The organism is Kitasatospora sp. P5_F3, assembly GCF_054049135.1.
On sequence record NZ_JBFUMY010000068.1, the window covers coordinates 1 to 21,540 of the forward strand.

Sequence of the window (21,540 nt, forward strand, 5' to 3'; positions counted from 1 at the left end):
GGACGGGCCCGTCCGGGTGCCCCTGGGCGGCGTGGGCTGCCCCTTGGTGTACGTGGTCGGCTGCGAGAAACCGGCCGGGGCCAGCTGCTGCGCGGGCGGCTGCGGCGCCGAGCCGTACCCGCCGCCACCGCCGGAGGCGACCGGCGGCATCAGCGAGGTCGAGGCGGCCGACTCACCCGCTACCGGGGGCGCCCCGGCAGGGCGCGGCGGCACCCCGGGCAGTCCACCGGTCGCGCCGCCGACTCCACCGTACGAACTGCCGCCCGGCAGTCCGCCCCCGGCACCGCCCGCAGCACCCGTGGCTCCACTCACCCTGGTCCTCCCGCAACTCACCCAGCAGGTCGGGTGGTCTTCCGCCCTGCTCGTTTCAACTGCTCCAGCGCCCGGCCGGATTGCCCGGTACTGGTCAGTGGCCGGTGCCCGTCCGCAAGGGTCGGGCACCGGCCACCAGGGCTTGCGATCAGGCCTGTTCGGCCACGTCGTCAGCCGTGGTCACATCGTCGGCGGCCACGGAGGTGTCGGGGGCAGTGCCCTCCTCCTCCAGGACCTCCTCGTCGTCCGCCTCCGCGTTGCGGGCCATGCCCACCACCGCGTCGCGCTTTCCGAGGTTGATCAGTTGGACGCCCATCGTGTCACGTCCGGTTTCACGAACTCCGGAAACCCTGGTCCGGATGACACCACCCGAGAGGGTGATCGCCATGATCTCGTCGGTCTCCTCGACCACCAGGGCGCCGACCAGCGAGCCCCGCCCCTCGACGATCTTCGCCGCCTTGGTGCCGAAACCGCCCCGGCCCTGGACACGGTACTCGTCCACGCCGGTGCGCTTCGCGTACCCACCGTCGGTGGCCGTGAAGACGAAGGTGCCGGGCCGGACCACGTTCATCGAGAGCAGCTCGTCGTCCTCGCGGAACGCCATGCCCTTCACCCCGGAGGTGGCCCGGCTCATCGGCCGGAGCGCCTCGTCGGTCGCGGTGAACCGGATCGACTGGGCCTTCCTCGACACCAGCAGCAGGTCGTCCTCGGCGGAGACCAGCTCGGCGCCGATCAGCTCGTCGTCCCGGCCGTCCTCGATCTCCCGGAGGTTGATCGCGATCAGACCGCCGGAGCGCGGCGAGTCGTAGTCCTTGAGCGGGGTCTTCTTCACCAGGCCGCCCCGGGTGGCCAGCACCAGGTAGGGCTTGTCCTCGTAGGTGCGGACCGCCATCACCTGGGTGATGTGCTCCTCCGGCTGGAAGGCCAGCAGGTTGGCCACGTGCTGGCCGCGGGCGTCCCGGCCGGCGTCGGGCAGCTCGTAGCCCTTGGCCCGGTAGACCCGGCCCTTGTTGGTGAAGAACAGGATCCAGTTGTGCGTGGTGGTCACGAAGAAGTGGTCGACCAGGTCGTCCTGCTTCAGCTGCGCACCCCGGACGCCCTTGCCGCCGCGCTTCTGCGAGCGGTAGAGGTCCGACCGGGTGCGCTTGACGTAGCCGCCCCGGGTGATCGTGACGACGATGTCCTCTTCGGCGATCAGGTCCTCGACCGACATGTCGCCGTCGAACGGGATCAGCGTGGAACGCCGCTCGTCGCCGTACTTCTCGACGATCGCGGTCAGCTCCTCGGAGATGATCTCGCGCTGGCGGGACGGCGAGGCCAGGATCGCGTTGTACTCGTTGATCTTGGCCTGCAGCTCGTCGTGCTCGCTGAGGATGCGCGCGCTCTCCAGCGCGGCCAGCCTGCGCAGCTGCATCTCGAGGATCGCGTTGGCCTGCAGCTCGTCGATGTCGAGCAGGCCCATCAGGCCGCTGCGGGCCGCGTCCGCACTGTCCGAGGCCCGGATCAGCGCGATCACCGCGTCGATCTGGTCCAGCGCCTTGAGCAGGGCGCGCAGGATGTGCGCGCGCTCCTCGGCCTTGCGCAGCCGGAACGTGGTCCGGCGGACGATGACCTCGACCTGGTGGTTGACCCAGTGCCGGATGAAGGCGTCCAGCGACAGCGTGCGCGGCACCCCGTCGACCAGGGCCAGCATGTTGGCGCCGAAGTTGGTCTGCAGGTCGGTGTGCTTGTAGAGGTTGTTCAGCACCACCTTGGCGACCGCGTCGCGCTTGAGCACGACCACCAGGCGCTGGCCGGTCCGGCTGGAGGACTCGTCCCGGACGTCGGCGATGCCGGCCACCCGGCCGTCCTTGACCAGATCGGCGATCTTCAGCGCCAGGTTGTCCGGGTTCACCTGGTACGGCAGCTCGGTGATCACCAGGCACTGCCGGCCCTGGATCTCCTCGACCTCCACCACCGCGCGCATGGTGATCGAGCCGCGGCCGGTCCGGTACGCGTCCTCGATGCCGCGGCGGCCGACGATCAGCGCACCGGTCGGGAAGTCCGGCGCCTTGATCCGCTCGATCAGCGCCTCCAGCAGCTCCTCGTTGGAGGCGTCCGGGTGCTCCAGCGCCCAGAGCGCGCCGGAGGCGACCTCGCGGAGGTTGTGCGGCGGGATGTTGGTGGCCATGCCGACCGCGATGCCGGTGGCACCGTTGATCAGCAGGTTGGGGATGCGGGCCGGCAGGACGGTCGGCTCCTGCGAGCGGCCGTCGTAGTTGGCGGCGAAGTCGACGGTCTCCTCGTCGATGTCCCGCATCATCTCCATGGCGAGCGGCATCATCTTGCACTCGGTGTACCGCATCGCGGCGGCCGGGTCGTTGCCCGGGGAACCGAAGTTGCCGTTGCCGTCCACCAGGGGCATCCGCAGCGACCAGGGCTGGGCGAGGCGGACCACGGTGTCGTAGATCGAGGTGTCGCCGTGCGGGTGGTAGTTACCCATCACGTCGCCGACCACGCGGGCGCACTTGTAGTAGCCCTTCTCGGGCCGGTAGCCGCCGTCGTACATCGCGTAGAGCACCCGGCGGTGCACCGGCTTGAGGCCGTCGCGCACCTCGGGCAGCGCCCGGCTGACGATCACGCTCATCGCGTAGTCGAGGTACGAGCGCTGCATCTCGGTCTCGAGCTCGATCGGCTCGACCCGGGACACGAAGGTGTCGGTGGAGAGGGTGTCCGGCTGCTCGCCGTCAGGACGGTTTTCGTCGACCACTGCTGGTCAGTTTCCTTTCACGCGGACTGGAGTGTGCTGAGGGTGCGTCACACGTCCAGGAAGCGGACGTCCTTGGCGTTGCGCTGGATGAAGGACCGGCGGGCCTCGACGTCCTCGCCCATCAGGACCGAGAACAGGTCGTCGGCGCGGGCCGCGTCCTCCAGAGTGATCTGCTGGAGCAGCCGGTGCGCCTGGTCCATGGTGGTGATCCGGAGCTCCTCGGCGTTCATCTCGCCGAGACCCTTGAAGCGCTGGATGGCGTCGTCCTTGGGCAGCCGGCGCCCGGCGCCCACACCCGCCGAGATCACCGCGTCGCGCTCGCGGTCCGAGTAGACGTACTCGAAGTCGTCCTTGCCCCACTTGATCTTGTACAGCGGCGGCATCGCCAGGTAGACGTAGCCGCCCTCGACCAGCGGGCGCATGAAGCGGAACAGCAGGGTGAGCAGCAGGGTGCGGATGTGCTGCCCGTCGACGTCGGCGTCCGCCATCAGGACGATCTTGTGATAGCGGAGCTTGGTCTCGTCGTAGTCCTCCTGGATGCCACAGCCGAAGGCCGAGATCAGCGCCTGGACCTCGGTGTTCTGCAGCACCTTGTCGATCCGGGCCTTCTCGACGTTCAGGATCTTGCCGCGGATCGGCAGGATGGCCTGGACCCGGGGGTCACGGCCCTGCTTGGCCGAGCCGCCGGCCGAGTCGCCCTCGACGATGAAGATCTCGCACTCGGACGGGTCCTTGGACTGGCAGTCGCTCAGCTTGCCCGGCAGCGAGGCGGACTCCAGCAGGCCCTTACGGCGCGTCAGGTCACGCGCCTTGCGGGCGGCGACCCGGGCGGTGGCCGCCTGGATCGACTTGCGGATGATGTCCGAGGCCTCGGTGGGGTTACGGTCCAGCCAGTCGTTCAGCTGCTCGTGCACCACCCGCTGGACGAAGGTCTTGACCTCGGTGTTGCCCAGCTTGTCCTTGGTCTGGCCCTCGAACTGCGGCTCGCCGAGCTTGACCGAGATGATCGCGGTCAGACCCTCGCGGATGTCCTCGCCGGAGAGGTTGTCGTCCTTCTCCCGGAGCAGCTTCTTGTCCCGCGCGTAGCGGTTGACCAGGCCGGTCAGCGCGGCGCGGAAGCCCTCCTCGTGGGTACCGCCGCCGTGCGTGTGGATGGTGTTCGCGAACGAGTAGACGCTCTCCGTGTAGGAGCTGTTCCACTGCATCGCGATCTCCACCGAGATCGTCTTCTCCTTGTCCTCCGCCTCGAAGTCGATCACCGAGGGGTGAATGACGTCGCCCTTGCGGGAGTTCAGGTGGGTGACGAAGTCGGCGATGCCGCCGTCGTAGCGGTAGGTGATCGCGAGCGGCTTGCCCTCGTCGTCCGCGTGCTCCGGGCGCTCGTCGGTCAGCGAGATCGACAGGCCCTTGTTCAGGAAGGCCATCTCCTGGAACCGGCGGGAGAGCGTCTCGAAGGAGTAGACCGTGGTCTCGAAGATCTCCGGGTCGGCCCAGAAGGTCACCGTGGTGCCGGTCGTGTCGACGGCCTCGTGCTGGGCCAGCGGCGCGGTCGGTACACCCGACTTGTACTCCTGCGTCCAGCGGGCGCCGTCGGTGAGGATCTCCACCGCCAGGCGGGTGGAGAGCGCGTTCACCACCGAGATGCCGACACCGTGCAGACCGCCGGAGACGGCGTAGCCGCCGCCGCCGAACTTGCCGCCCGCGTGCAGGACCGTCAGCACGACCTCGACGGCGGGCTTGTCCTGGCCCGGCATGATGCCGACCGGAATGCCGCGGCCGTTGTCGGTGACCCGGACGCCGCCGTCGGCCAGGATCGTCACGTCGATGGTGTCGGCGTGCCCCGCCAGCGCCTCGTCGACGGAGTTGTCCACGATCTCCTGCACCAGGTGGTGCAGACCGCGCTCACCGGTCGAGCCGATGTACATGCCGGGGCGCTTGCGGACGGCGTCGAGACCCTCCAGCACCTGGATCGCGTTGGCGTCGTACGCCCCACGAGTGTCGACGGGTGCCGCCTGGTCGGTGGGGTCTGGGGTCTGGCTGGAGTTGCCGGAATCGGCCACGAAGCGCCCTCTCTGGCACAGCGCGGGCCGCGGACCTGCCCATCGGACGGGCGAGCCTGCGACCACGGCGTTTCGACTCGGTTGCTACAAGCAACAGTGTTTGGCTCTCAGTCTACCGGTAGGACTGACATAGATGGCCGTTTGGCAGCCTCAGAAGGCAGATGAGCCGCCCTGAATACCCTCGGGACATGTCCCGATACTCGCCAGGGGGTCTCAGAGCGCTCAAAAGGGCCGTCAGCGGTTCCGGAAGATCGGCTTCCCTTCGGCACCCGGGCTACCCCCAGGTGTCGCCCGGCCCCTTGCTCCCCGGGGCCCGCAGCCGGCCGTACCCGCGCTGCGGTGCGGCCGGCCCCAGCACCTTGATCACCTTGACCGTGCCGTGCCCCAGCTCGTGGTTCAGCCGGGCCACCAACTGACGTGCCAACAGCCTGAGTTGGGTGGCCCACGCGGTCGAGTCGCACTGCACGGTGAGCACCGCCTCCGCCTCCGCGTACTCCTTCGGCACACAGTGCGCCGCGATGTCGGGCCCGACGATCTGCGGCCAGCGGCCCATCACCCCGCCCACCGCGGCCGGCGCCTCCCAGCCGCGCTCGGTGATCAGCCGGGTCAGCGCCGCCCCCAGCGGAACCGGATCGCGACCGTCCGCGCGCGCCCCGCTGCGCAGCCCGTGCCGCTTCGCCTCACGCTTCTCGCGGACCTGCTCACCACGCTGCCTGGCCTGCTCCTTCGCCGCGCGCAGTGCGACCCGGGCCAGGTCCACGCCCGAGAGCTCCGGCGTCTCGCCCATGGCGGCACTCCTTTTCCCCAGGCTGTGGATGAAGTTCCCAGAGTACGGCTACGGGGTCAGCCGGGTCACTGTTCCGTCCGCCACTGCGAAGCGGGTGCCGGCCAGCGCCTTCGGTACGTCCTCCGGGACGGCGGCGGTGACCAGCACCTGCTCACCGCCGGCCACCAGTTCGGCCAGCCGGTCCCGGCGGCGGGCGTCCAACTCGGCGAAGACGTCGTCCAGGATCAGCACCGGCTCGCCGCCGTCCGCCTTCAGCAGCTCGTACGAGGCCAGCCGGAGCGCCAGCGCGTACGACCAGGACTCACCGTGGCTGGCGTAGCCCTTGGCGGGCAGCGGGCCGAGCTGCAGGCCCAGCTCGTCGCGGTGCGGGCCGACCAGGGTCAGGCCCCGGGCCACCTCCTGCGGGCGGGCCTGCTGGAGGGCGTCGAGCAGCTGCTGCTCGGCCTCCTCGCGGCTGGTCGGCAGCGCGCCCTCGAAGGAGCTCCGGTACTCCAGCACGGTCTCCCCGCCGCCGGGCGCCAGCTGCTCGTAGGCCTGCGCCACCAACGGCTGCAGGGCGGCCACCAGCTGGAGCCGAAAGGCCGTCAACTCGGCGCCGGCCCGGGCCAGGTGGCTGTCCCAGATCTCCAGTGTGGAGAGGTCCGCGCCCTTGCCGCCGCGGCGGGCCTGGGCGGCGGTCTTCAGCAGGGCGTTGCGCTGCTTGAGCACCCGCTCGTAGTCCTGCCTGACCCCGGCCAGCCGGGGTGCCCGGGCGGTCAGCAGCTCGTCCAGGAAGCGGCGGCGCTCACCCGGGTCGCCCTTCACCAGGGCCAGGTCCTCGGGGGCGAACAGCACGGTGCGGAGCAGGCCGAGCACGTCCCTCGGGCGGACGTTGTCGGAGCGGTTGATCCGGGCCCGGTTGGCCTTGCCCGCGGTGATCTCCAGCTCGACCAGGGTCGACCGGCCGTCCCGCAGGATGCTGGTGCGGATCACCGCCCGCTCGGCGCCGAGCCGGATCAGCGGGGCGTCGGTGGCCACCCGGTGGCTGCCCAGGGTGGCGACGTAGCCGATCGCCTCGACCAGGTTGGTCTTGCCCTGGCCGTTCGGCCCCACGAAGGCCGTCACGCCGGGGTCGAGGGGCACCTCGGCCCCGGCGTACGAACGGAAGTCGGCGAGCGACAGATGCGCGACATGCATGGGTGTGAACTGCGCTCGCCTTCTGGGGAGTTACTTGGACTCGACCGCGTGGCCACCGAACTGGTTGCGGAGCGCGGCGATCATCTTCATCTGCGGGGAGTCGTCCTGCCGGGAGGCGAACCGGGCGAACAGCGAGGCGGTGATCGCGGGCAGCGGCACCGCGTGGTCGATCGCGGCCTCGACCGTCCAGCGGCCCTCACCCGAGTCGGCGGCCCAGCCCTTGAGCTTGGCCAGGTGCTCGTCGTCGTCCAGCGCGCGGACGGCCAGGTCGAGCAGCCAGGAGCGGATCACGGTGCCCTCCTGCCAGCTGCGGAAGACCTCGCGCACGTCGGTGACCTCGGGGGCCGCCTCCAGCAGCTCCCAGCCCTCGGCGAAGGCCTGCATCATCGCGTACTCGATGCCGTTGTGGACCATCTTGGCGAAGTGCCCGGCGCCGACCTTGCCCGCGTGCACGCCGCCGAACTCACCCTCGGGCTTGAGGGCGTCGAAGACCGGCTGCACCTTGGCCACGTCCGCGGCCTCGCCGCCGTACATCAGCGCGTAGCCGTTCTCCAGGCCCCAGACGCCGCCGGAGACGCCGCAGTCGACGAAGCCGATGCCCTTGGCGGCCAGCGCCTCGGCGTGCTTGACGTCGTCCGTCCAGCGCGAGTTGCCGCCGTCGACCACCACGTCACCGGGGGAGAGCAACTCGGCCAGCTGGTCCACGGTGTCCTGGGTCGGGCCGCCGGCCGGGACCATCACCCAGACCACGCGCGGGGCCTGGAGCTTGCTGACGAGCTCCTCGAGGCTGTCCACGTCGGCGAGTTCCGGGTTGCGGTCGAAGCCGATGACGGTGTGCCCTGCGCGGCGGATGCGCTCGCGCATGTTGCCGCCCATCTTGCCGAGACCGATGAGGCCGAGCTCCATGACAAGTCCTTACCTGTGGTGACGTGCCTGACGGCGGCGCCGTTGCCGCACAGGCTGAGCCTACGCCGCCGGCCCAACAGGACTCCCCCGGTCAGAGCTGACCGGGGGAGTGTCCACAGCCTGTGGATCAGGGTCAGCCGGAGAGCCGGACCGGCATGATCAGGTACTGGTACGCCTCGTCAGCCTCGGCGTCCACCGCGGGGCGGCCGCTCAGCAGGGCCGGCTTGGTGGAGGTGGTGAAGCTCAGCTGGGCGTACGCGGAGTCGATGGCCTTCAGGCCCTCCTCCAGGTAGCCCGGGTTGAAGGCGATCGAGATGTCGTCACCTTCGAGGTCGGCCTCCACCCGCTCGGTGGCCTGGGCGTCGTCGCCCGAGCCCGCCTCCAGGGTGAGCACGCCCTGCTCGAAGCTCAGCCGGACCGGCGTGTTCCGCTCGGCCACCAGCGAGACGCGCTTGAGCGCCTCCAGGAACGGCTGGGTCTGGATCGCGGCGACCGCGCTGAACTCGGTCGGGAAGAGGCTGCGGAACTTCGGGAACTCACCCTCCAGCAGCCGGGTGGTGGTCCGACGGCCCGCGCCCTCGAAGCCGATCAGGCCCTCACCGGCACCGCCGGAGGCGAGCGCGATGGAGACCGTGTCGCCGCTGCCGAGCGACTTGGCGATGTCCTGCAGGGTCTTGGCGGGCACCAGGGCGACCGCCGAGATGTCGGCCTGCTCCGGCTTCCACATCAGCTCGCGGACCGCGAACCGGTAGCGGTCGGTGGCGGCCAGGGTGATCTTGTCGCCCTCGATCTCCACCCGGACACCGGTGAGCACCGGCAGGGTGTCGTCCCGGCCGGCCGCGACGGCGGCCTGGCTGACGGCCGAGGCGAAGACCTCGCCGGAGACCGTGCCGGTCGCGGTGGGCATCTGCGGCAGCGACGGGTACTCGTCCACAGGAAGCGTGGGGAGTGTGAATCGCGAGGAGCCGCAGACCACGCTGACCCGCATGCCGTCGGTGGAGATCTCCACCGGCCGGTTCGGCAGGTTGCGGGAGATGTCGTTCAGCAGCCGGCCGGAGACCAGCACCGTGCCCGCCTCCTCGACCTCAGCCACCAGCTCGACCCGGGCCGAGACCTCGTAGTCGAAGCCGGAGAGGGCCAGGCTGCCGTCCTGCGCCGTCAGCAGCAGGCCGGCCAGCACCGGCACCGGCGGCCGCGCCGGGAGGCTGCGGGCAGCCCAGGCCACCGCCTCCGCGAGGACGTCACGCTCCACCCGGAACTTCACCGGTAACCGCCTCCTGGGTCCTGCTGTTGTCAGCGTCTTGATCGTCTGGCCTGACCGGACCCGCTGGGTTCAGCCCCTCGGCTCCGGTTGCCGGAGAACAGTCTCTCCTACTCCACCGACAGCCGGGGCACACGGGCGGAAGCAACCCGAACAGATGTCGCGATCCGCTTGTCCACAGATTTCGGCCCACCCCACGATTAAGCATGTTCAGGGGTCTATAGGTGTAGTGGTAGTAGTAGGGCCTGTGGATACCGTGGATAACCCCGTTTCCGCAGGTCAGACCCGGTTTTTTGTCCACAGTGCCTGTGGACCCGGACTGTGGACAACCAGGCCCTGCTGTGGACGACCGAGCGTTACCCACAGGGCACTCTCAGTATCCACAGGTTATCCCCAGGTCCGTCCCCAGATCATGGACCAGTTATCCACGGGCCCCGGTCAACATCACGTGACGGCTTTCACACCGCCTGATGAACGGGCAGCCAATGTTGTCGAACTGTGGACGCCGCTGTGGAGAACCTGGGGATAACTGCCCTGGTCCTGGGGACGAGCGGTGGATAACCCATTTGGCCCACTGGCGGTCCGTCAACTGTCCACATCCTGTGGATAACTGTTGTGCACAAGTACACAGGGGGCTGACCTGCGTCGAAGAGCGTAGCGGCGCCCAGCCTGTGGAGGAATTCTGGATAACTCCGGGCCGCCCAGGCTGTGGACGGGGAAAAACCACCCGATCCTGTGGATTGCGGCCCTGCGGCTCTGACCTGTTCGAATAGCTGGTCAGTTGTTCGGCGTGGCAGCCGGCCTGGCGGAGCGTCAGTCGGTGGATTACTGCCCGGCCGACCTCCGCTCCATACCTGCTTTCGCCCGCTACGCCCCCGGACGGACCACACGGCCGCCCCGCCGCCGCCACTGTCGCCTGCTGCCGCCGTTGTACGGCCGCCCCGGCGGCGGGCACGCGAAAGGGGAGCCAGCGCCGCTGACTCCCCTTCAGACACCCGGTACCGCCCCGGGGTCAGCTCTTGATGCGGTTGGTGAGCTCGGTGACCTGGTTGTAGATCGAGCGCCGCTCGGCCATCAGCGAGCGGATCTTCCGGTCCGCGTGCATCACGGTCGTGTGGTCCCGCCCGCCGAACTGGGCGCCGATCTTCGGCAGCGAGAGGTCGGTGAGCTCCCGGCAGAGGTACATGGCGATCTGGCGCGCCGTCACCAGCACCCGGCTGCGCGAGGAGCCGCAGAGGTCCTCCACGCCCAGACCGAAGTACGCGGCCGTCTGCTGCATGATCACCTGCGCGGTGATCTCCGGGCCCGCGTCCTCGTCACCGCCCGGGATCAGGTCCTTCAGGACGATCCCGGCCAGCTCCAGGTCGACCGGCGCCCGGTTCAGGTTGGCGAAGGCGGTGACCCGGATCAGCGCGCCCTCGAGCTCCCGGATGTTCCGGGTGATCCGGGACGCGATGAACTCCAACACGTCGGCGGGAGCGTTCAGTTGCTCCTGGATCGCCTTCTTCCGCAGGATCGCGATCCGGGTCTCCAGCTCCGGCGGGGTGACGTCGGTGATCAGTCCCCACTCGAAGCGGTTCCGGAGCCGGTCCTCCAGCGTGATCAGCTGCTTGGGCGGCCGGTCCGAGGAGAGCACGATCTGCTTGTTGGCGTTGTGCAGCGTGTTGAAGGTGTGGAAGAACTCCTCCTGGGTCGACTCCTTGGACGCCAGGAACTGCACGTCGTCGACCAGCAGGATGTCCATGTCCCGGTACCGCTTCCGGAAGGCGTCCGCCTTCCCGTCCCGGATCGAGTTGATGAACTCGTTGGTGAACTCCTCGGAGCTCACGTACCGGACCCGGGTGCCCGGGAACAGGCTGCGCGAGTAGTGCCCGATGGCGTGCAGCAGGTGGGTCTTGCCCAGGCCGGACTCGCCGTAGATGAAGAGCGGGTTGTACGCCTTCGCCGGGGCCTCGGCCACCGCCACCGCGGCGGCGTGCGCGAAGCGGTTGGAGGCGCCGATCACGAAGGTGTCGAACAGGTACTTGGGGTTCAGCCGGGCGGCCGGCTCGTCCTTGCGCGAGCTGCCACCGGCCGGCGGGGCACCGGGCGGTGCGGGCACCCCGGGACTGGGCGTGCGCTCCGGCATGCCTCCCCGGCCGGGCGGGCCCGACTGCGGCCGGACGTCCGGGAGTTGGGAGCCCTGCTCGGGCTGCCCGAGCGGTGGCCGGGACGGTACCCGGCGGACCGGGCCGCCCTGCGTCGGGGCACTGTAGGCGCCCCCGAACAGGTCCTCCTGGCCGGTCTCCCGGCCCGGGTAGCCGGACTCCCAGCCGCGGTTCTCGGGCCCGTTCTCGGCGGCCGACCAGGAGGACTGCTGCTCGCCGCTGCCGCCGCCGTACGGCGCGGGGCGCTGCTGGTAGCCGGCGGTGTCGTACCGGCCGCGCTCGTACCCCTGCTCGGACGGCGTCTCGTACGGCCGGGAGTACTCCTCCGGCGCCTGGTAGTTGTCCTGCGACTGGTAGCCGTCCTGGTTCTGGGACGGCCAACGGCCGGGCTCCGACTGGCGGTTGTCGTACCCGCCGGGCTCCTCCCGGTACTGCGGACGGGGCGGCCACTCCTCGGCCGGCGCCTGCTCGGCGGGCTGCTCCGCGGTGGCCTGCGGTGCGGGCGGCGGCACGGCGTTGGCGTCCACCATCACGGCGATCCGGACCGGCCGGCCGAAGCCCCGGCTCAGCTCCTCGGTCAGCGGCGGCAGCAGCCGGCCCTCCAGCACCTGCTTGGCCCGCTCGTTCGGGGCGGCCAGCAGGGCGGTGTCGTGCATCATCCACATCGGCTGGGTACGCCGCAGCCACATCTTGTCGCTGTCCCCGACATCCGGGTCGTTGACCAGCCGCTCGACGACCCTCGCCCAGACCGCGACGAGATCGCTGTTGACATCAGCCACTGGTGCACGCTTTCTCGTTCCCCGGAGCGGGGGTCTCAAAGGACTCGGGTACCGGTCCGATCCAGACGAACAAACCCGACAAGTCCTGCAACGGTAGTCAGCCGACTGGACTGATTCAAGTTGTTGTCCACAGGCTGTGGGCAGGGCGCTCGGGTGACCGGGTCGGACGGGGTGGGTGTCGGTGCCGGCCTTGCAGCGCCTGGCCTCTATCATGATCGGAAAGCCGCCGTGGGCGATCCGGCGGACCGGTGACCACCACCCGGTTTGACCCCTCGCACCCGTCCCGCGTACCGTGACCAGGTCGAGTTGTCGATGGCCGCTGCCGCATGTCCGCGGGTCCGCCCGCATCCATAAGGCGCGCAGCACGGGCGCCGTGGATTACCTCAACCCCCAGCCGACCTGGGACGTTGAGGCTGGATTTCCCATCCAGGGGAGATCACGCGGACGCACGGTGACGGCCAAGCGATTTCCCGTCATCCTACGATTCACCCCAGGAGCCCCCGAGTGAGCAAGCGCACCTTCCAGCCGAACAACCGTCGTCGCGCGAAGACCCACGGCTTCCGGCTGCGGATGCGTACCCGCGCCGGCCGCGCCATCCTGGCGACCCGCCGCGGCAAGGGCCGTACCAACATCTCCGCCTGATTCGATCCAAGGGACTGCAGTGCTGCCCTCCGAGAATCGGCTGCGGCGGCGCCAGGACTTCGCGACCGCGGTCAAACGTGGTCGTCGGGCCGGTCGGCCCCTGCTGGTGGTCCATCTCAACAGAGATGGACAGCCAGGGGGGCAGACCGACCGGAACAGCGACTCCCGCCCGCACGTCGCCGAGGGGCTTCCTTCGGCGCGTGCGGGTTTCGTCGTGAGCAAGGCCGTCGGTCCGGCGGTCGTGCGCAATCTGGTGAAGCGTCGTCTACGTCATCTGGTCCGGGAGCGCCTGTCCGGGCTGCCCGCAGGTAGCCTGATCGTGGTGCGCGCACTGCCCCAGGCCGGGGCGGCCACGTACCACGATCTCGAACAGGACCTGGACGCGGCGCTACGGCGGTTGCTCCGGGCGGAGCCGACCGGCGGCGCGCCGACGGGAGCAGGGCGATGAAGTACCTGCTGATGGGGCTGATCAGGCTCTACCAGTGGACCATCAGTCCCCTGCTCGGTCCGGTCTGCCGCTACTACCCGTCGTGTTCGCACTACGGGTACGAGGCCGTGCGGTCGCACGGTGCGATCAAGGGCAGCGGGCTGACCGCCTGGCGCATCCTCCGCTGTAACCCCTGGTCCCCCGGTGGGGTCGACCACGTACCGCCGCGCAGGCATCCGGTGTGGCATCGCCGGCTGCGCGATCTGCTGAGCCCCACGAGCGGGACCGCCGAGCCGGAGCCGGTGGCGAAGCCCGATGTCCAAGGAGTCTGACCGGTGACCTTCGGTTTTCTGAGTCCCCTCTACACAATGGTGTCCTGGATCATCGTCCAGTTCCATTCGCTGTACAGCCACGTCTTCGACCCGAACGGTGGCTGGGCCTGGGGTCTCGCCATCGCCTCGATGGTGGTCGTCATCCGGATCTGCCTGATCCCGCTGTTCGTGAAGCAGATCAAGTCGACCCGGGCCATGCAGGCGATCCAGCCGAAGATGAAGGCCATCCAGGAGCGCTACAAGAACGACAAGCAGCGCCAGTCCGAAGAGATGATGAAGCTGTACAAGGAGGCGGGTACCAACCCGTTCTCCAGCTGCCTTCCCATCCTCGTGCAGGCGCCGTTCTTCACCGCGCTCTACGGTGTGCTGGCCTCGGTCGCCGCCAACAAGCCGATCGGTGTCATCAACGGCAGCCTGCTGGCGAGTGCCCAGCAGGCGCACATCCTCGGTGCCCCGCTCTCGGCGAAGTTCTGGGGAAACAGCGATCTGCAGGTGCAGATCGTCTGCGCCGTGATGATCGTGCTGATGTCGCTGTCGCAGTTCATCACGCAGCGCCAGCTGATGACCAAGAACATGGACCTCACGGTCAAGACGCCGTTCATGCAGCAGCAGAAGATGCTGATGTACGTCTTCCCGATCATGTTCGCCGTGATGGGCGTCAACTTCCCGGTCGGTGTGCTGGTCTACTGGCTCACCACCAACGTCTGGTCGATGGGCCAGCAGCTGATCGTCATCCGGAACAACCCGACGCCGGGCAGCAAGGCGTGGGACGAGCGGCAGGCCCGCCTGAAGAAGGCCGGCCGGCTGAACCCGGACGGCTCGGTCAAGAAGGCCGGCCTGCTGGCCCTGGTCTCCGGTGGCGGCAAGAGCTCGGCCACCAGCACGGCCGAGGACGCGGTCGCGGAGGCCGTCCAGGTGCGTCGGCAGCAGCCGAAGAAGCTGACCAAGGCCCAGCGCCAGCACGGCCCGGGCACCTCGGCCACCGAGGCGGAGGGTGCAGCCGAGGAGGCCAAGCCGAGCCTGGAGAAGTCCGCGCCTGCCGACGCCAAGCCTGCCGACGCGAAGCCGGCTGCGGGCAAGCCGACGGCCGCCAAGAGCGGCCCGCGCCAGCAGCCGAAGCGCACCGGGCAGCCGGGCGGCCAGCGGCCGAAGAAGAAGCCCTGACCGGCCTGATCCCGGCCGTAACGGCCCACTGATCTTCGTTCTCGGCCCCACCCGAGGGCCCATTCCAGAAGGAGTCCAGCAGTGACGGAAGGCACCACCGCCACCGACAGCCCGGCCGCCGACACCCTCGTTGCCCGCCTGGAGCAGGAGGGCGACATCGCGGCCGACTATCTGGAGGGTCTGCTCGACATCGCGGACCTGGACGGCGACATCGACATGGACGTCGAGGGCGACCGTGCCCTGGTCTCCATCGTCGGCGAGGGCAACGACCGGTCGCTGCAGCGGCTGGTCGGCCAGGACGGTGAGGTGCTGGAGGCACTCCAGGAGTTGACCCGGCTGGCCGTGCACCGGGAGACCGGTGAGCGCAGCCGCCTCATGCTGGACATTGCGGGGTTCCGGGCGCGCAAGCGGGCGGAGCTGGCCCAGCTGGGTGCCGAGGCGGCCGAGCAGGCGAAGTCCTCCGGCGAGCAGGTCAAGCTGCGTCCGATGACGCCGTTCGAGCGCAAGGTGGTCCACGACGCGGTGGCCGCAGCAGGTCTGAGCAGCGAGTCGGAGGGCGAGGAGCCCCAGCGTTGCGTGGTCGTGCTGCCGCGCTGACGCGCCGCAGCCGGTCGGTCCGACGACCCCGTCCGCCTTGTGCGGGCGGGGTCGTCGTCCGCTCGGGCCCGCCGGTCGGCCGGGCTGAGTGAGCGTCATGAGTGCGCTGTTTCACGTGAAACGGCTCCTGCGTGACACAGTGGTTGCGAGCGTGGGCGGTGGAGACGGTGAGCGGAGAAGCAGAGATGGACACGGACGGCGTGGAGACCGAGGGCACCCCCGAGGAGGGCGGGCCCGAGGGTCTGCCGGAGGCTCCGGCGGTGGCCCGGGAGATCTTCGGGGACCGGTACCCGGTGGCCGTGCGTTACACCGAGCTGCTGGCCACGGCCGGCGTGCAGCGCGGGCTGATCGGCCCGCGGGAGGTTCCCCGGCTCTGGGACCGGCACGTGCTGAACTGCGCGGTGCTGGCCGAGCTGCTGCCTACCGGCGCCTCGCTCTGTGACGTCGGTTCGGGAGCCGGGCTGCCCGGTATCCCGGTGGCGATGGTCCGCCCGGACGTCTCGGTGACCCTGCTGGAGCCGCTGCTGCGGCGGACCACCTTCCTGGAGGAGGTGGTCAGGGAGCTCGGTCTCGACAACGTCACTGTGCTCCGCGGCCGGGCCGAGGAGATGATCGGCAAGCTCGCGGTGGACATCGTGACCGCCCGCGCGGTGGCCCCGCTGGACCGGCTGGCGGGCTGGGGCCTGCCGCTGCTCCGGCCGTACGGGCAGATGCTGGCGCTCAAGGGGGACACCGCCGAGCAGGAGCTGGCCGACTCGCGGTCCGCGCTGACCAAGCTGGGCGCGGTGAAGTGGTCGGTGCTGGCGGTCGGCGAGGGACTCCTGGAGACCTCGACCCGGGTGATCCGGGTGGAGGCGGGGGAGAGCCCCGGCGGGGTGAAGGCGGCGACCCGGCGGGCCAAGGCGGCCCGGGCCGGGCGCGGTGCCCGGGCGGCCGAGGCCGGCCGTGGCGGCGGCGCAGGCCGGCGGCGGCGCTGACGGGCTGGTCCTGGACCGGCCGGGGCTGCGGCTGATCGGCTCAGTGGACTGACGGAGCGGGTACCCGGACGGGTGCCCGCTCCGGTGCGTCCCGGGGCGGTCGGAGTGTCGCACCGTCAGATTTCCGACATTGTGGGCATGGTGTTTCACGTGAAACGTCGCTCACTGCTTTCCGGAATCCTCGGCCGCAGCCGGGCGGTGACTGTTGCCGCTCCGGTTTCACGTGAAACACTGACCCCCATGCAGGACTCGGAGACCATCGACCACGTCGATGACACGCCCATCGCACGGGCCGCCATGGCTGCGGTGGCAGCTGCCGGACGGGCCGGTGAGGGGCTGCCCAGGCCCGCCTCGACCCGGGTGATCGTGGTGGCCAATCAGAAGGGCGGGGTGGGGAAGACCACCACTACCGTCAACCTCGCGGCCGCACTGGCCATGCACGGACTGCGCGTCCTGGTGGTCGACCTCGACCCCCAGGGGAACGCCTCCACCGCGCTCGGCATCGACCACCACGCCGATGTGCCGTCGATCTACGACGTGCTGGTGGAGGGCAAGCCGCTGGCCGACGTGGTGCAGCCGGTCCGGGACGTGGAGGGGCTGTTCTGTGTGCCCGCCACCATCGACCTGGCCGGCGCCGAGATCGAGCTGGTCTCGCTGGTGGCCAGGGAGAGCAGGCTGCAGCGCGCGATCACCGCGTACGAGCAGCCGCTGGACTACATCCTGATCGACTGCCCGCCCTCGCTGGGGCTGCTGACGGTCAATGCCCTGGTGGCGGGTCAGGAGGTGCTGATCCCGATTCAGTGCGAGTACTACGCGCTGGAGGGTCTTGGCCAGCTGCTGCGCAACGTCGAGCTGGTCCGGGCGCACCTGAACCCGACCCTGCACGTCTCCACCATCCTGCTCACCATGTACGACGCCCGGACCAGGCTGGCCGCCCAGGTGGCCGAGGAGGTCCGGACCCACTTCGCCGATCAGGTGCTGAACACGGCGATCCCGCGATCGGTCCGGATCTCCGAGGCACCCAGCTACGGGCAGACCGTGCTGACCTACGACCCGGGCTCCACCGGGGCGCTCTCCTACCTGGAGGCCGGGCGTGAACTCGCGCTGCGGGCCGCCGGGTTGGCGACGGACGGATTCGCGGCACCCGCAGTGGGGCAGCAGCGCAACAGCGCGGCGGCCCCGATGGCACAGCACGGCAGCACGATGGAGGACAACCGGTGAGTGGTGGGCGCAGGGGCCTGGGACGTGGGCTCGGGGCACTGATTCCGGCGGCGACGCCCGCGACCGGGGCCACCGTGGCCCCGGCCCGTTCGGAGCCGGCTCCGCAGCAGACGGCGGGTGCGGTCTCGCCGTCCGCCGTCCCGGTGCTGCCGACCGACCGGGGCACGGTGGCCGCCAAGGTGGCGGCCGAGATCGCCCGGGACCAGTCGGGACTGCCGCGGCGCAGCGTGCTGGAGGAGGCGCTGGCTCCGGTGGAGGGTGCCCGGTTCGCCGAGCTGCCGCTGGACTCGATCGTGCCGAACCCGCGTCAGCCGCGCGAGGTCTTCGACCAGGACAAGCTGGCCGAGCTGGTCGCCTCCATCAAGGAGGTGGGTCTGCTCCAGCCGGTGGTGGTCCGGCAGACCGGTGCGGACCGCTATGAGCTGATCATGGGCGAGCGGCGCTGGCGGGCCACCCGGGAGGCCGGCCTCGACCTCATTCCGGCGATCGTCCGGGCCACTGACGACGACAAGCTGCTGCTGGACGCGCTGCTGGAGAACCTGCACCGGGCCGAGCTCAACCCGCTGGAGGAGGCGGCCGCCTACGACCAGCTGCTGCAGGACTTCTCCTGCACCCACGACGAGCTGGCCGACCGGATCGGCCGCTCCCGCTCGCACGTCTCCAACACCCTGCGGCTGCTGAAGCTCTCACCGACCGTGCAGCGCCGGGTGGCTGCCGGGGTGCTGACGGCGGGTCACGCCCGGGCCCTGCTCGGGGTGCCGGACGCCGAGCGCCAGGACCAGCTGGCCCGGCGGATCATCGCGGAGGGTCTCTCGGTGCGGACCACCGAGGAGATCGTCGCGGTGATGGACAAGGACGAGAAGCCGCAGCGCCCGACCGGACCGAAGGCGGGCCGGCTCCTCTCGCCGGCCTTCAACGACCTCTCGGAGCGGCTCTCGGACCGCTTCGAGACCCGGGTCAAGGTCGAGGTCTCGCAGCGCAACGGCAAGCTCGGCAAGGGCAAGGTGGTACTGGAGTTCGCCTCGGTGGAGGATCTGAACCGGATCCTGGACAGCCTGGCGCCGGGCGACGAGGGGCTCCGGCTGTCGGGCAGCTGAGGCTGCCGACCGGTCCAGGTTGCCGGTCTGTTCAGATGGGTGCATGTTTCACGTGAAACATGCACCCATCGTCGTTCGTCGTACGGGGTGAGCCGCTCGCTGGTGACGGTCCGTCGGGGGGCCGCGGAGGAGGGATGAGTCATGGGGCGCAGGATCGCTCCGCTGACCTTGGACAACCTGGGGGATCTCCCGCTGCCCTGCCGCTCCTGTGTGTTCTGGGAGCTGGATCCGGTCAGTGCCAGGGCGGCGGAGGAGAGCGGGAAGCCCGAGCTGGAGAAGGAGGGGTGGATCTCCGCGGTCCTGCTGGAGTGGGGATCCTGCGGCCGGGTGGTCTACGTGGACGAGCTGCCGGTGGGCTACGTGCTCTACGCCCCGCCCGCGTACGTACCGCGCTCCTCGGCCTTCCCGACCAGTCCGGTCTCGCCGGACGCGGTCCAACTGATCGTCAGTCGGCTGCTGCCCGGCTACCAGCGGCAGGGGATCGGCCGGGTGCTGGTGCAGACCGTGGTGAAGGACGTGGTCGGCCGGGGATTCAAGGCGATCGAGGCGTTCGGGGCGGCCGGCCGGGAGACTCCCAGCTGCCTGCTCCCGGCGGACCACCTGCGGGCGGTCGGCTTCAAGACCGTACGGCCGCACCACCGGTACCCCCGGCTGCGGCTGGAGGCCCGCACCACGCTGTCCTGGAAGGGCGATGTGGAGGTGGCCCTGGAGCGTCTGCTCGGCGGGGCCAGGGGCGGGCCCCGGAAGGAACCCGCGCTGCGGCCGTTCTGACGACAGGTGGGGGACGACATGAGAGAGGGGCCCCTGAGGGCCCCTCTCTCCGTGCGGTGTGCGCCGTGGACTAGATGTACTCGGCCAGCTCGCGGAGCAGCGCGGCCTTCGGGCGGGCGCCGGTGATGCTCTTCACCAGCTCGCCGTTCTGGTACACGTTCAGCGTCGGGATGGAGATCACGCCGTACTGCGCGGCGGTGCCCTGGTTGGCATCGACGTCGAGCTTGGCGATGGTGAGCTTGTCGCCGTGCTCGGTCGCGATCTCCTCGAGGATCGGGGCGACCTGGCGGCACGGGCCGCACCAGGTGGCCCAGAAGTCGACCAGGACGGGCTTGTCGCTCTTCAGAACCTCGGCGTCGAAGGTCGCGTCGGTCACGGTGATGGTGGCGCCGGCCACGGGAGCTCCTAAGGGTCAGAACGAGGTAGTGCTGAGAAGAACAACGGCAGGGGCTGTTCTGTTTCTTGCAGCGCCCCCTGTTTCACCGGAGTGGCTCAACAGAGCTGTTTCACGTGAAACAGGGAGCGGGGGAGTGGTGCGGTGGGTCAGACCGCGACGGCCGCGGCCTGGCTCTCCAGGTCGTCCAGTGCGGCCAGGTAGCGCTCGGCGTCCAGGGCGGCGGAGCAGCCGGTGCCCGCAGCGGTGATCGCCTGGCGGTAGGTGTGGTCGACCACGTCACCGGCGCCGAAGACACCGGGGATGTTGGTCCGGGTCGAGGGGGCCTCGACCTTGAGGTAGCCCTCGGCGTCCAGCTCCAGCTGGCCGGTGAAGAGGTCGGTCCGCGGGTCGTGGCCGATCGCGATGAACAGGCCGGTGACCGGCAGCTCGCGCTTCTCGCCGGTGGTGGTGTCCCGCAGGGTGACACCGGTCAGCTTCGGGTCGCCGTGGATCGCCTCCACCGCGCTGTCCCAGGCGAAGCTGATCTTCGGGTCGGCGAAGGCCCGCTCCTGCATCGCCTTGGAGGCGCGCAGGCTGTCCCGGCGGTGGATGATCGTGACCGACTTGGCGAACCGGGAGAGGAAGGTCGCCTCCTCCAGCGCGGTGTCGCCGCCGCCGACCACGGCGATGTCCTGGTCGCGGAAGAAGAAGCCGTCGCAGGTCGCGCACCAGGAGACGCCGCGACCGGAGAGCTTGTCCTCGTTCGGGAGGTCGAGCTTGCGGTGCTGGGAGCCGGTGGTGACGATCACGGCGCGGGCCCGGTGCACGGTGCCCTCGGAGTCGGTGACGGTCTTGATGTCACCGGTGAGGTCGACCGAGACGATGTCGTCCGGCACCAGCTCGGCGCCGAAGCGCTCGGCCTGGCCACGCATGTTGTCCATCAGCTCGGGGCCCATGATGCCGTCCCGGAAACCGGGGAAGTTCTCGACCTCGGTGGTGTTCATCAGCGCGCCACCAGCGGTGACGGCACCCTCGAAGACCAAGGGCTTGAGGGAGGCACGGGCGGTGTAGAGGGCAGCGGTGTAGCCGGCCGGGCCTGAGCCGATGATGATCACGTTACGGACGTCGCTCACTACATCTCCTGGTTCGCATCGCGACCCGCGCTTCGGCGGGGAGGGCGGTCCTGCTCCGCCGCCCGGGACAACGATTCACCAGTGTCGCTCATTCCCCGGTGCGGTTGCAGCCGACGCCCGCAGAGTGGTCGTCCGGGTGGGACAGATCACCGTGGGACGGGCTACTTGGCGGGGACGGTGCGGTGCAGCTGCACCCGGCAGTCGGCGGTCACCAGATAGACGTCCAACTGGCCGCCGGGGAGCGGGTACACCAGCGCGGTGACCCGGTCCGGGCCGAACCGGCCGGGGACGGCGAGCAGCGGTGTGCCGGATGCGGTCGACGGGCAGGGTGCGGCCGATGCGGAGGCCGAGCCGGCCTCGGGGGCGGACTCGGTCCCGAGCGAGGATCCCTTGAGAGTGGAGTCCGACGCTCCCTGCCCGCTCGCCCGGGTCGGACTGCTCCGGACCAACAGGTGGATCTGACCGGTCAGTTCGGCCTCGGTGAAGACCTGCGCCCCGGCGGCGACGTCCTGCTGCCGGGGGGCGGCAGCACCCGCCGCCGTGGTGTTGGTGGCGGAGTCCTGCTGCTGACTGAGCAGCGTGCCGGCCAGGCCCAGGACGGCGAGACAGGCGGCCGTCGCCAGCAG

Annotated in this window: 19 protein-coding genes and 1 pseudogene; 9 read left to right on the top strand and 11 right to left on the bottom strand. The window is 70.0% G+C overall.

Annotated features, from left to right (window positions below; genetic code table 11):
• From ACXJMZ_RS29615 to dnaA, 8 genes and pseudogenes are all read right to left on the bottom strand, one after another.
• Positions 1-312, bottom strand: a pseudogene (locus ACXJMZ_RS29615) (hypothetical protein); the annotation flags it as partial.
• 148 nt (positions 313-460) lie between these two features.
• Entirely contained in the window at positions 461-3,061 is a 2,601-nt protein-coding gene (gene gyrA / locus ACXJMZ_RS29620) for a DNA gyrase subunit A (RefSeq protein WP_369824333.1), read from the bottom strand.
• Between the two features lie 47 nt (positions 3,062-3,108).
• The gene (gene gyrB / locus ACXJMZ_RS29625) at positions 3,109-5,121 is read right to left on the bottom strand and encodes a DNA topoisomerase (ATP-hydrolyzing) subunit B (RefSeq protein ID WP_457033112.1); all 2,013 of its coding nucleotides are present in this window, start codon (positions 5,119-5,121) and stop codon (positions 3,109-3,111) included.
• Between the two features lie 274 nt (positions 5,122-5,395).
• Entirely contained in the window at positions 5,396-5,908 is a 513-nt protein-coding gene (locus tag ACXJMZ_RS29630; RefSeq protein ID WP_057228603.1) for a DUF721 domain-containing protein, read from the bottom strand.
• 48 nt (positions 5,909-5,956) lie between these two features.
• Positions 5,957-7,084: a DNA replication/repair protein RecF gene (gene recF, locus ACXJMZ_RS29635; RefSeq protein ID WP_457033113.1), complete on the bottom strand. Its 1,128-nt coding sequence runs from the start codon at positions 7,082-7,084 to the stop codon at positions 5,957-5,959.
• Between the two features lie 30 nt (positions 7,085-7,114).
• Positions 7,115-7,990 carry a phosphogluconate dehydrogenase (NAD(+)-dependent, decarboxylating) gene (gene gnd, locus ACXJMZ_RS29640; protein WP_057228600.1) on the bottom strand — a complete coding sequence of 292 codons (876 nt, stop codon included), beginning with the start codon at positions 7,988-7,990 and terminating at the stop codon, positions 7,115-7,117.
• Between the two features lie 133 nt (positions 7,991-8,123).
• The gene (dnaN, locus tag ACXJMZ_RS29645; protein ID WP_057228598.1) at positions 8,124-9,254 is read right to left on the bottom strand and encodes a DNA polymerase III subunit beta; all 1,131 of its coding nucleotides are present in this window, start codon (positions 9,252-9,254) and stop codon (positions 8,124-8,126) included.
• A 1,009-nt stretch (positions 9,255-10,263) separates the two neighbouring features.
• On the bottom strand, positions 10,264-12,525 hold the full coding sequence (dnaA, locus tag ACXJMZ_RS29650) for a chromosomal replication initiator protein DnaA (protein WP_457033119.1): 2,262 nt from the start codon (positions 12,523-12,525) through the stop codon (positions 10,264-10,266).
• A 156-nt stretch (positions 12,526-12,681) separates the two neighbouring features.
• Between dnaA and rpmH the strand changes: the two genes are divergently transcribed.
• The 9 genes from rpmH (at position 12,682) to ACXJMZ_RS29695 (ending at position 19,405) form a co-directional block, all read left to right on the top strand.
• Positions 12,682-12,819 (top strand): 50S ribosomal protein L34, encoded by a 138-nt coding sequence (gene rpmH / locus ACXJMZ_RS29655; protein ID WP_057228594.1) that lies wholly within the window; start codon positions 12,682-12,684, stop codon positions 12,817-12,819.
• Between the two features lie 19 nt (positions 12,820-12,838).
• Positions 12,839-13,267 (top strand): ribonuclease P protein component, encoded by a 429-nt coding sequence (rnpA, locus tag ACXJMZ_RS29660; RefSeq protein ID WP_184916457.1) that lies wholly within the window; start codon positions 12,839-12,841, stop codon positions 13,265-13,267.
• On the top strand, positions 13,264-13,578 hold the full coding sequence (yidD, locus tag ACXJMZ_RS29665) for a membrane protein insertion efficiency factor YidD (protein WP_057228590.1): 315 nt from the start codon (positions 13,264-13,266) through the stop codon (positions 13,576-13,578). Before rnpA ends, yidD begins: the two co-directional genes overlap by 4 nt.
• A 3-nt stretch (positions 13,579-13,581) precedes the next feature.
• A complete protein-coding gene (yidC, locus tag ACXJMZ_RS29670) occupies positions 13,582-14,742 on the top strand; it encodes a membrane protein insertase YidC (RefSeq protein WP_457033114.1) in 1,161 nt (386 codons plus the stop codon).
• An 81-nt stretch (positions 14,743-14,823) separates the two neighbouring features.
• On the top strand, positions 14,824-15,339 hold the full coding sequence (locus ACXJMZ_RS29675; RefSeq protein WP_057228585.1) for a Jag family protein: 516 nt from the start codon (positions 14,824-14,826) through the stop codon (positions 15,337-15,339).
• 185 nt (positions 15,340-15,524) lie between these two features.
• Positions 15,525-16,316 (top strand): 16S rRNA (guanine(527)-N(7))-methyltransferase RsmG, encoded by a 792-nt coding sequence (rsmG, locus tag ACXJMZ_RS29680; protein ID WP_457033115.1) that lies wholly within the window; start codon positions 15,525-15,527, stop codon positions 16,314-16,316.
• Positions 16,317-16,481: 165 nt separating this feature from the next.
• The gene (locus ACXJMZ_RS29685; RefSeq protein WP_082598078.1) at positions 16,482-17,537 is read left to right on the top strand and encodes a ParA family protein; all 1,056 of its coding nucleotides are present in this window, start codon (positions 16,482-16,484) and stop codon (positions 17,535-17,537) included.
• Positions 17,534-18,634, top strand: a complete 1,101-nt coding sequence (locus ACXJMZ_RS29690; RefSeq protein ID WP_457033116.1) for a ParB/RepB/Spo0J family partition protein — start codon at positions 17,534-17,536, stop codon at positions 18,632-18,634. Before ACXJMZ_RS29685 ends, ACXJMZ_RS29690 begins: the two co-directional genes overlap by 4 nt.
• 141 nt (positions 18,635-18,775) lie before the next feature.
• Complete coding sequence (locus ACXJMZ_RS29695) at positions 18,776-19,405, top strand: GNAT family N-acetyltransferase (RefSeq protein ID WP_057228576.1); 630 nt, start codon at positions 18,776-18,778, stop codon at positions 19,403-19,405.
• A 70-nt stretch (positions 19,406-19,475) separates the two neighbouring features.
• On the opposite strand, the gene trxA is transcribed toward ACXJMZ_RS29695, so the two are convergent.
• The 3 genes from trxA to ACXJMZ_RS29710 all read right to left on the bottom strand — a co-directional run.
• Positions 19,476-19,802 carry a thioredoxin gene (trxA, locus tag ACXJMZ_RS29700; protein WP_057228574.1) on the bottom strand — a complete coding sequence of 109 codons (327 nt, stop codon included), beginning with the start codon at positions 19,800-19,802 and terminating at the stop codon, positions 19,476-19,478.
• 146 nt (positions 19,803-19,948) lie between these two features.
• Positions 19,949-20,914: a thioredoxin-disulfide reductase gene (trxB, locus tag ACXJMZ_RS29705; protein ID WP_457033117.1), complete on the bottom strand. Its 966-nt coding sequence runs from the start codon at positions 20,912-20,914 to the stop codon at positions 19,949-19,951.
• A gap of 161 nt (positions 20,915-21,075) precedes the next feature.
• The coding region (locus tag ACXJMZ_RS29710) for a hypothetical protein (protein ID WP_457033118.1) at positions 21,076-21,540 on the bottom strand (465 nt) is incomplete at its 5' end.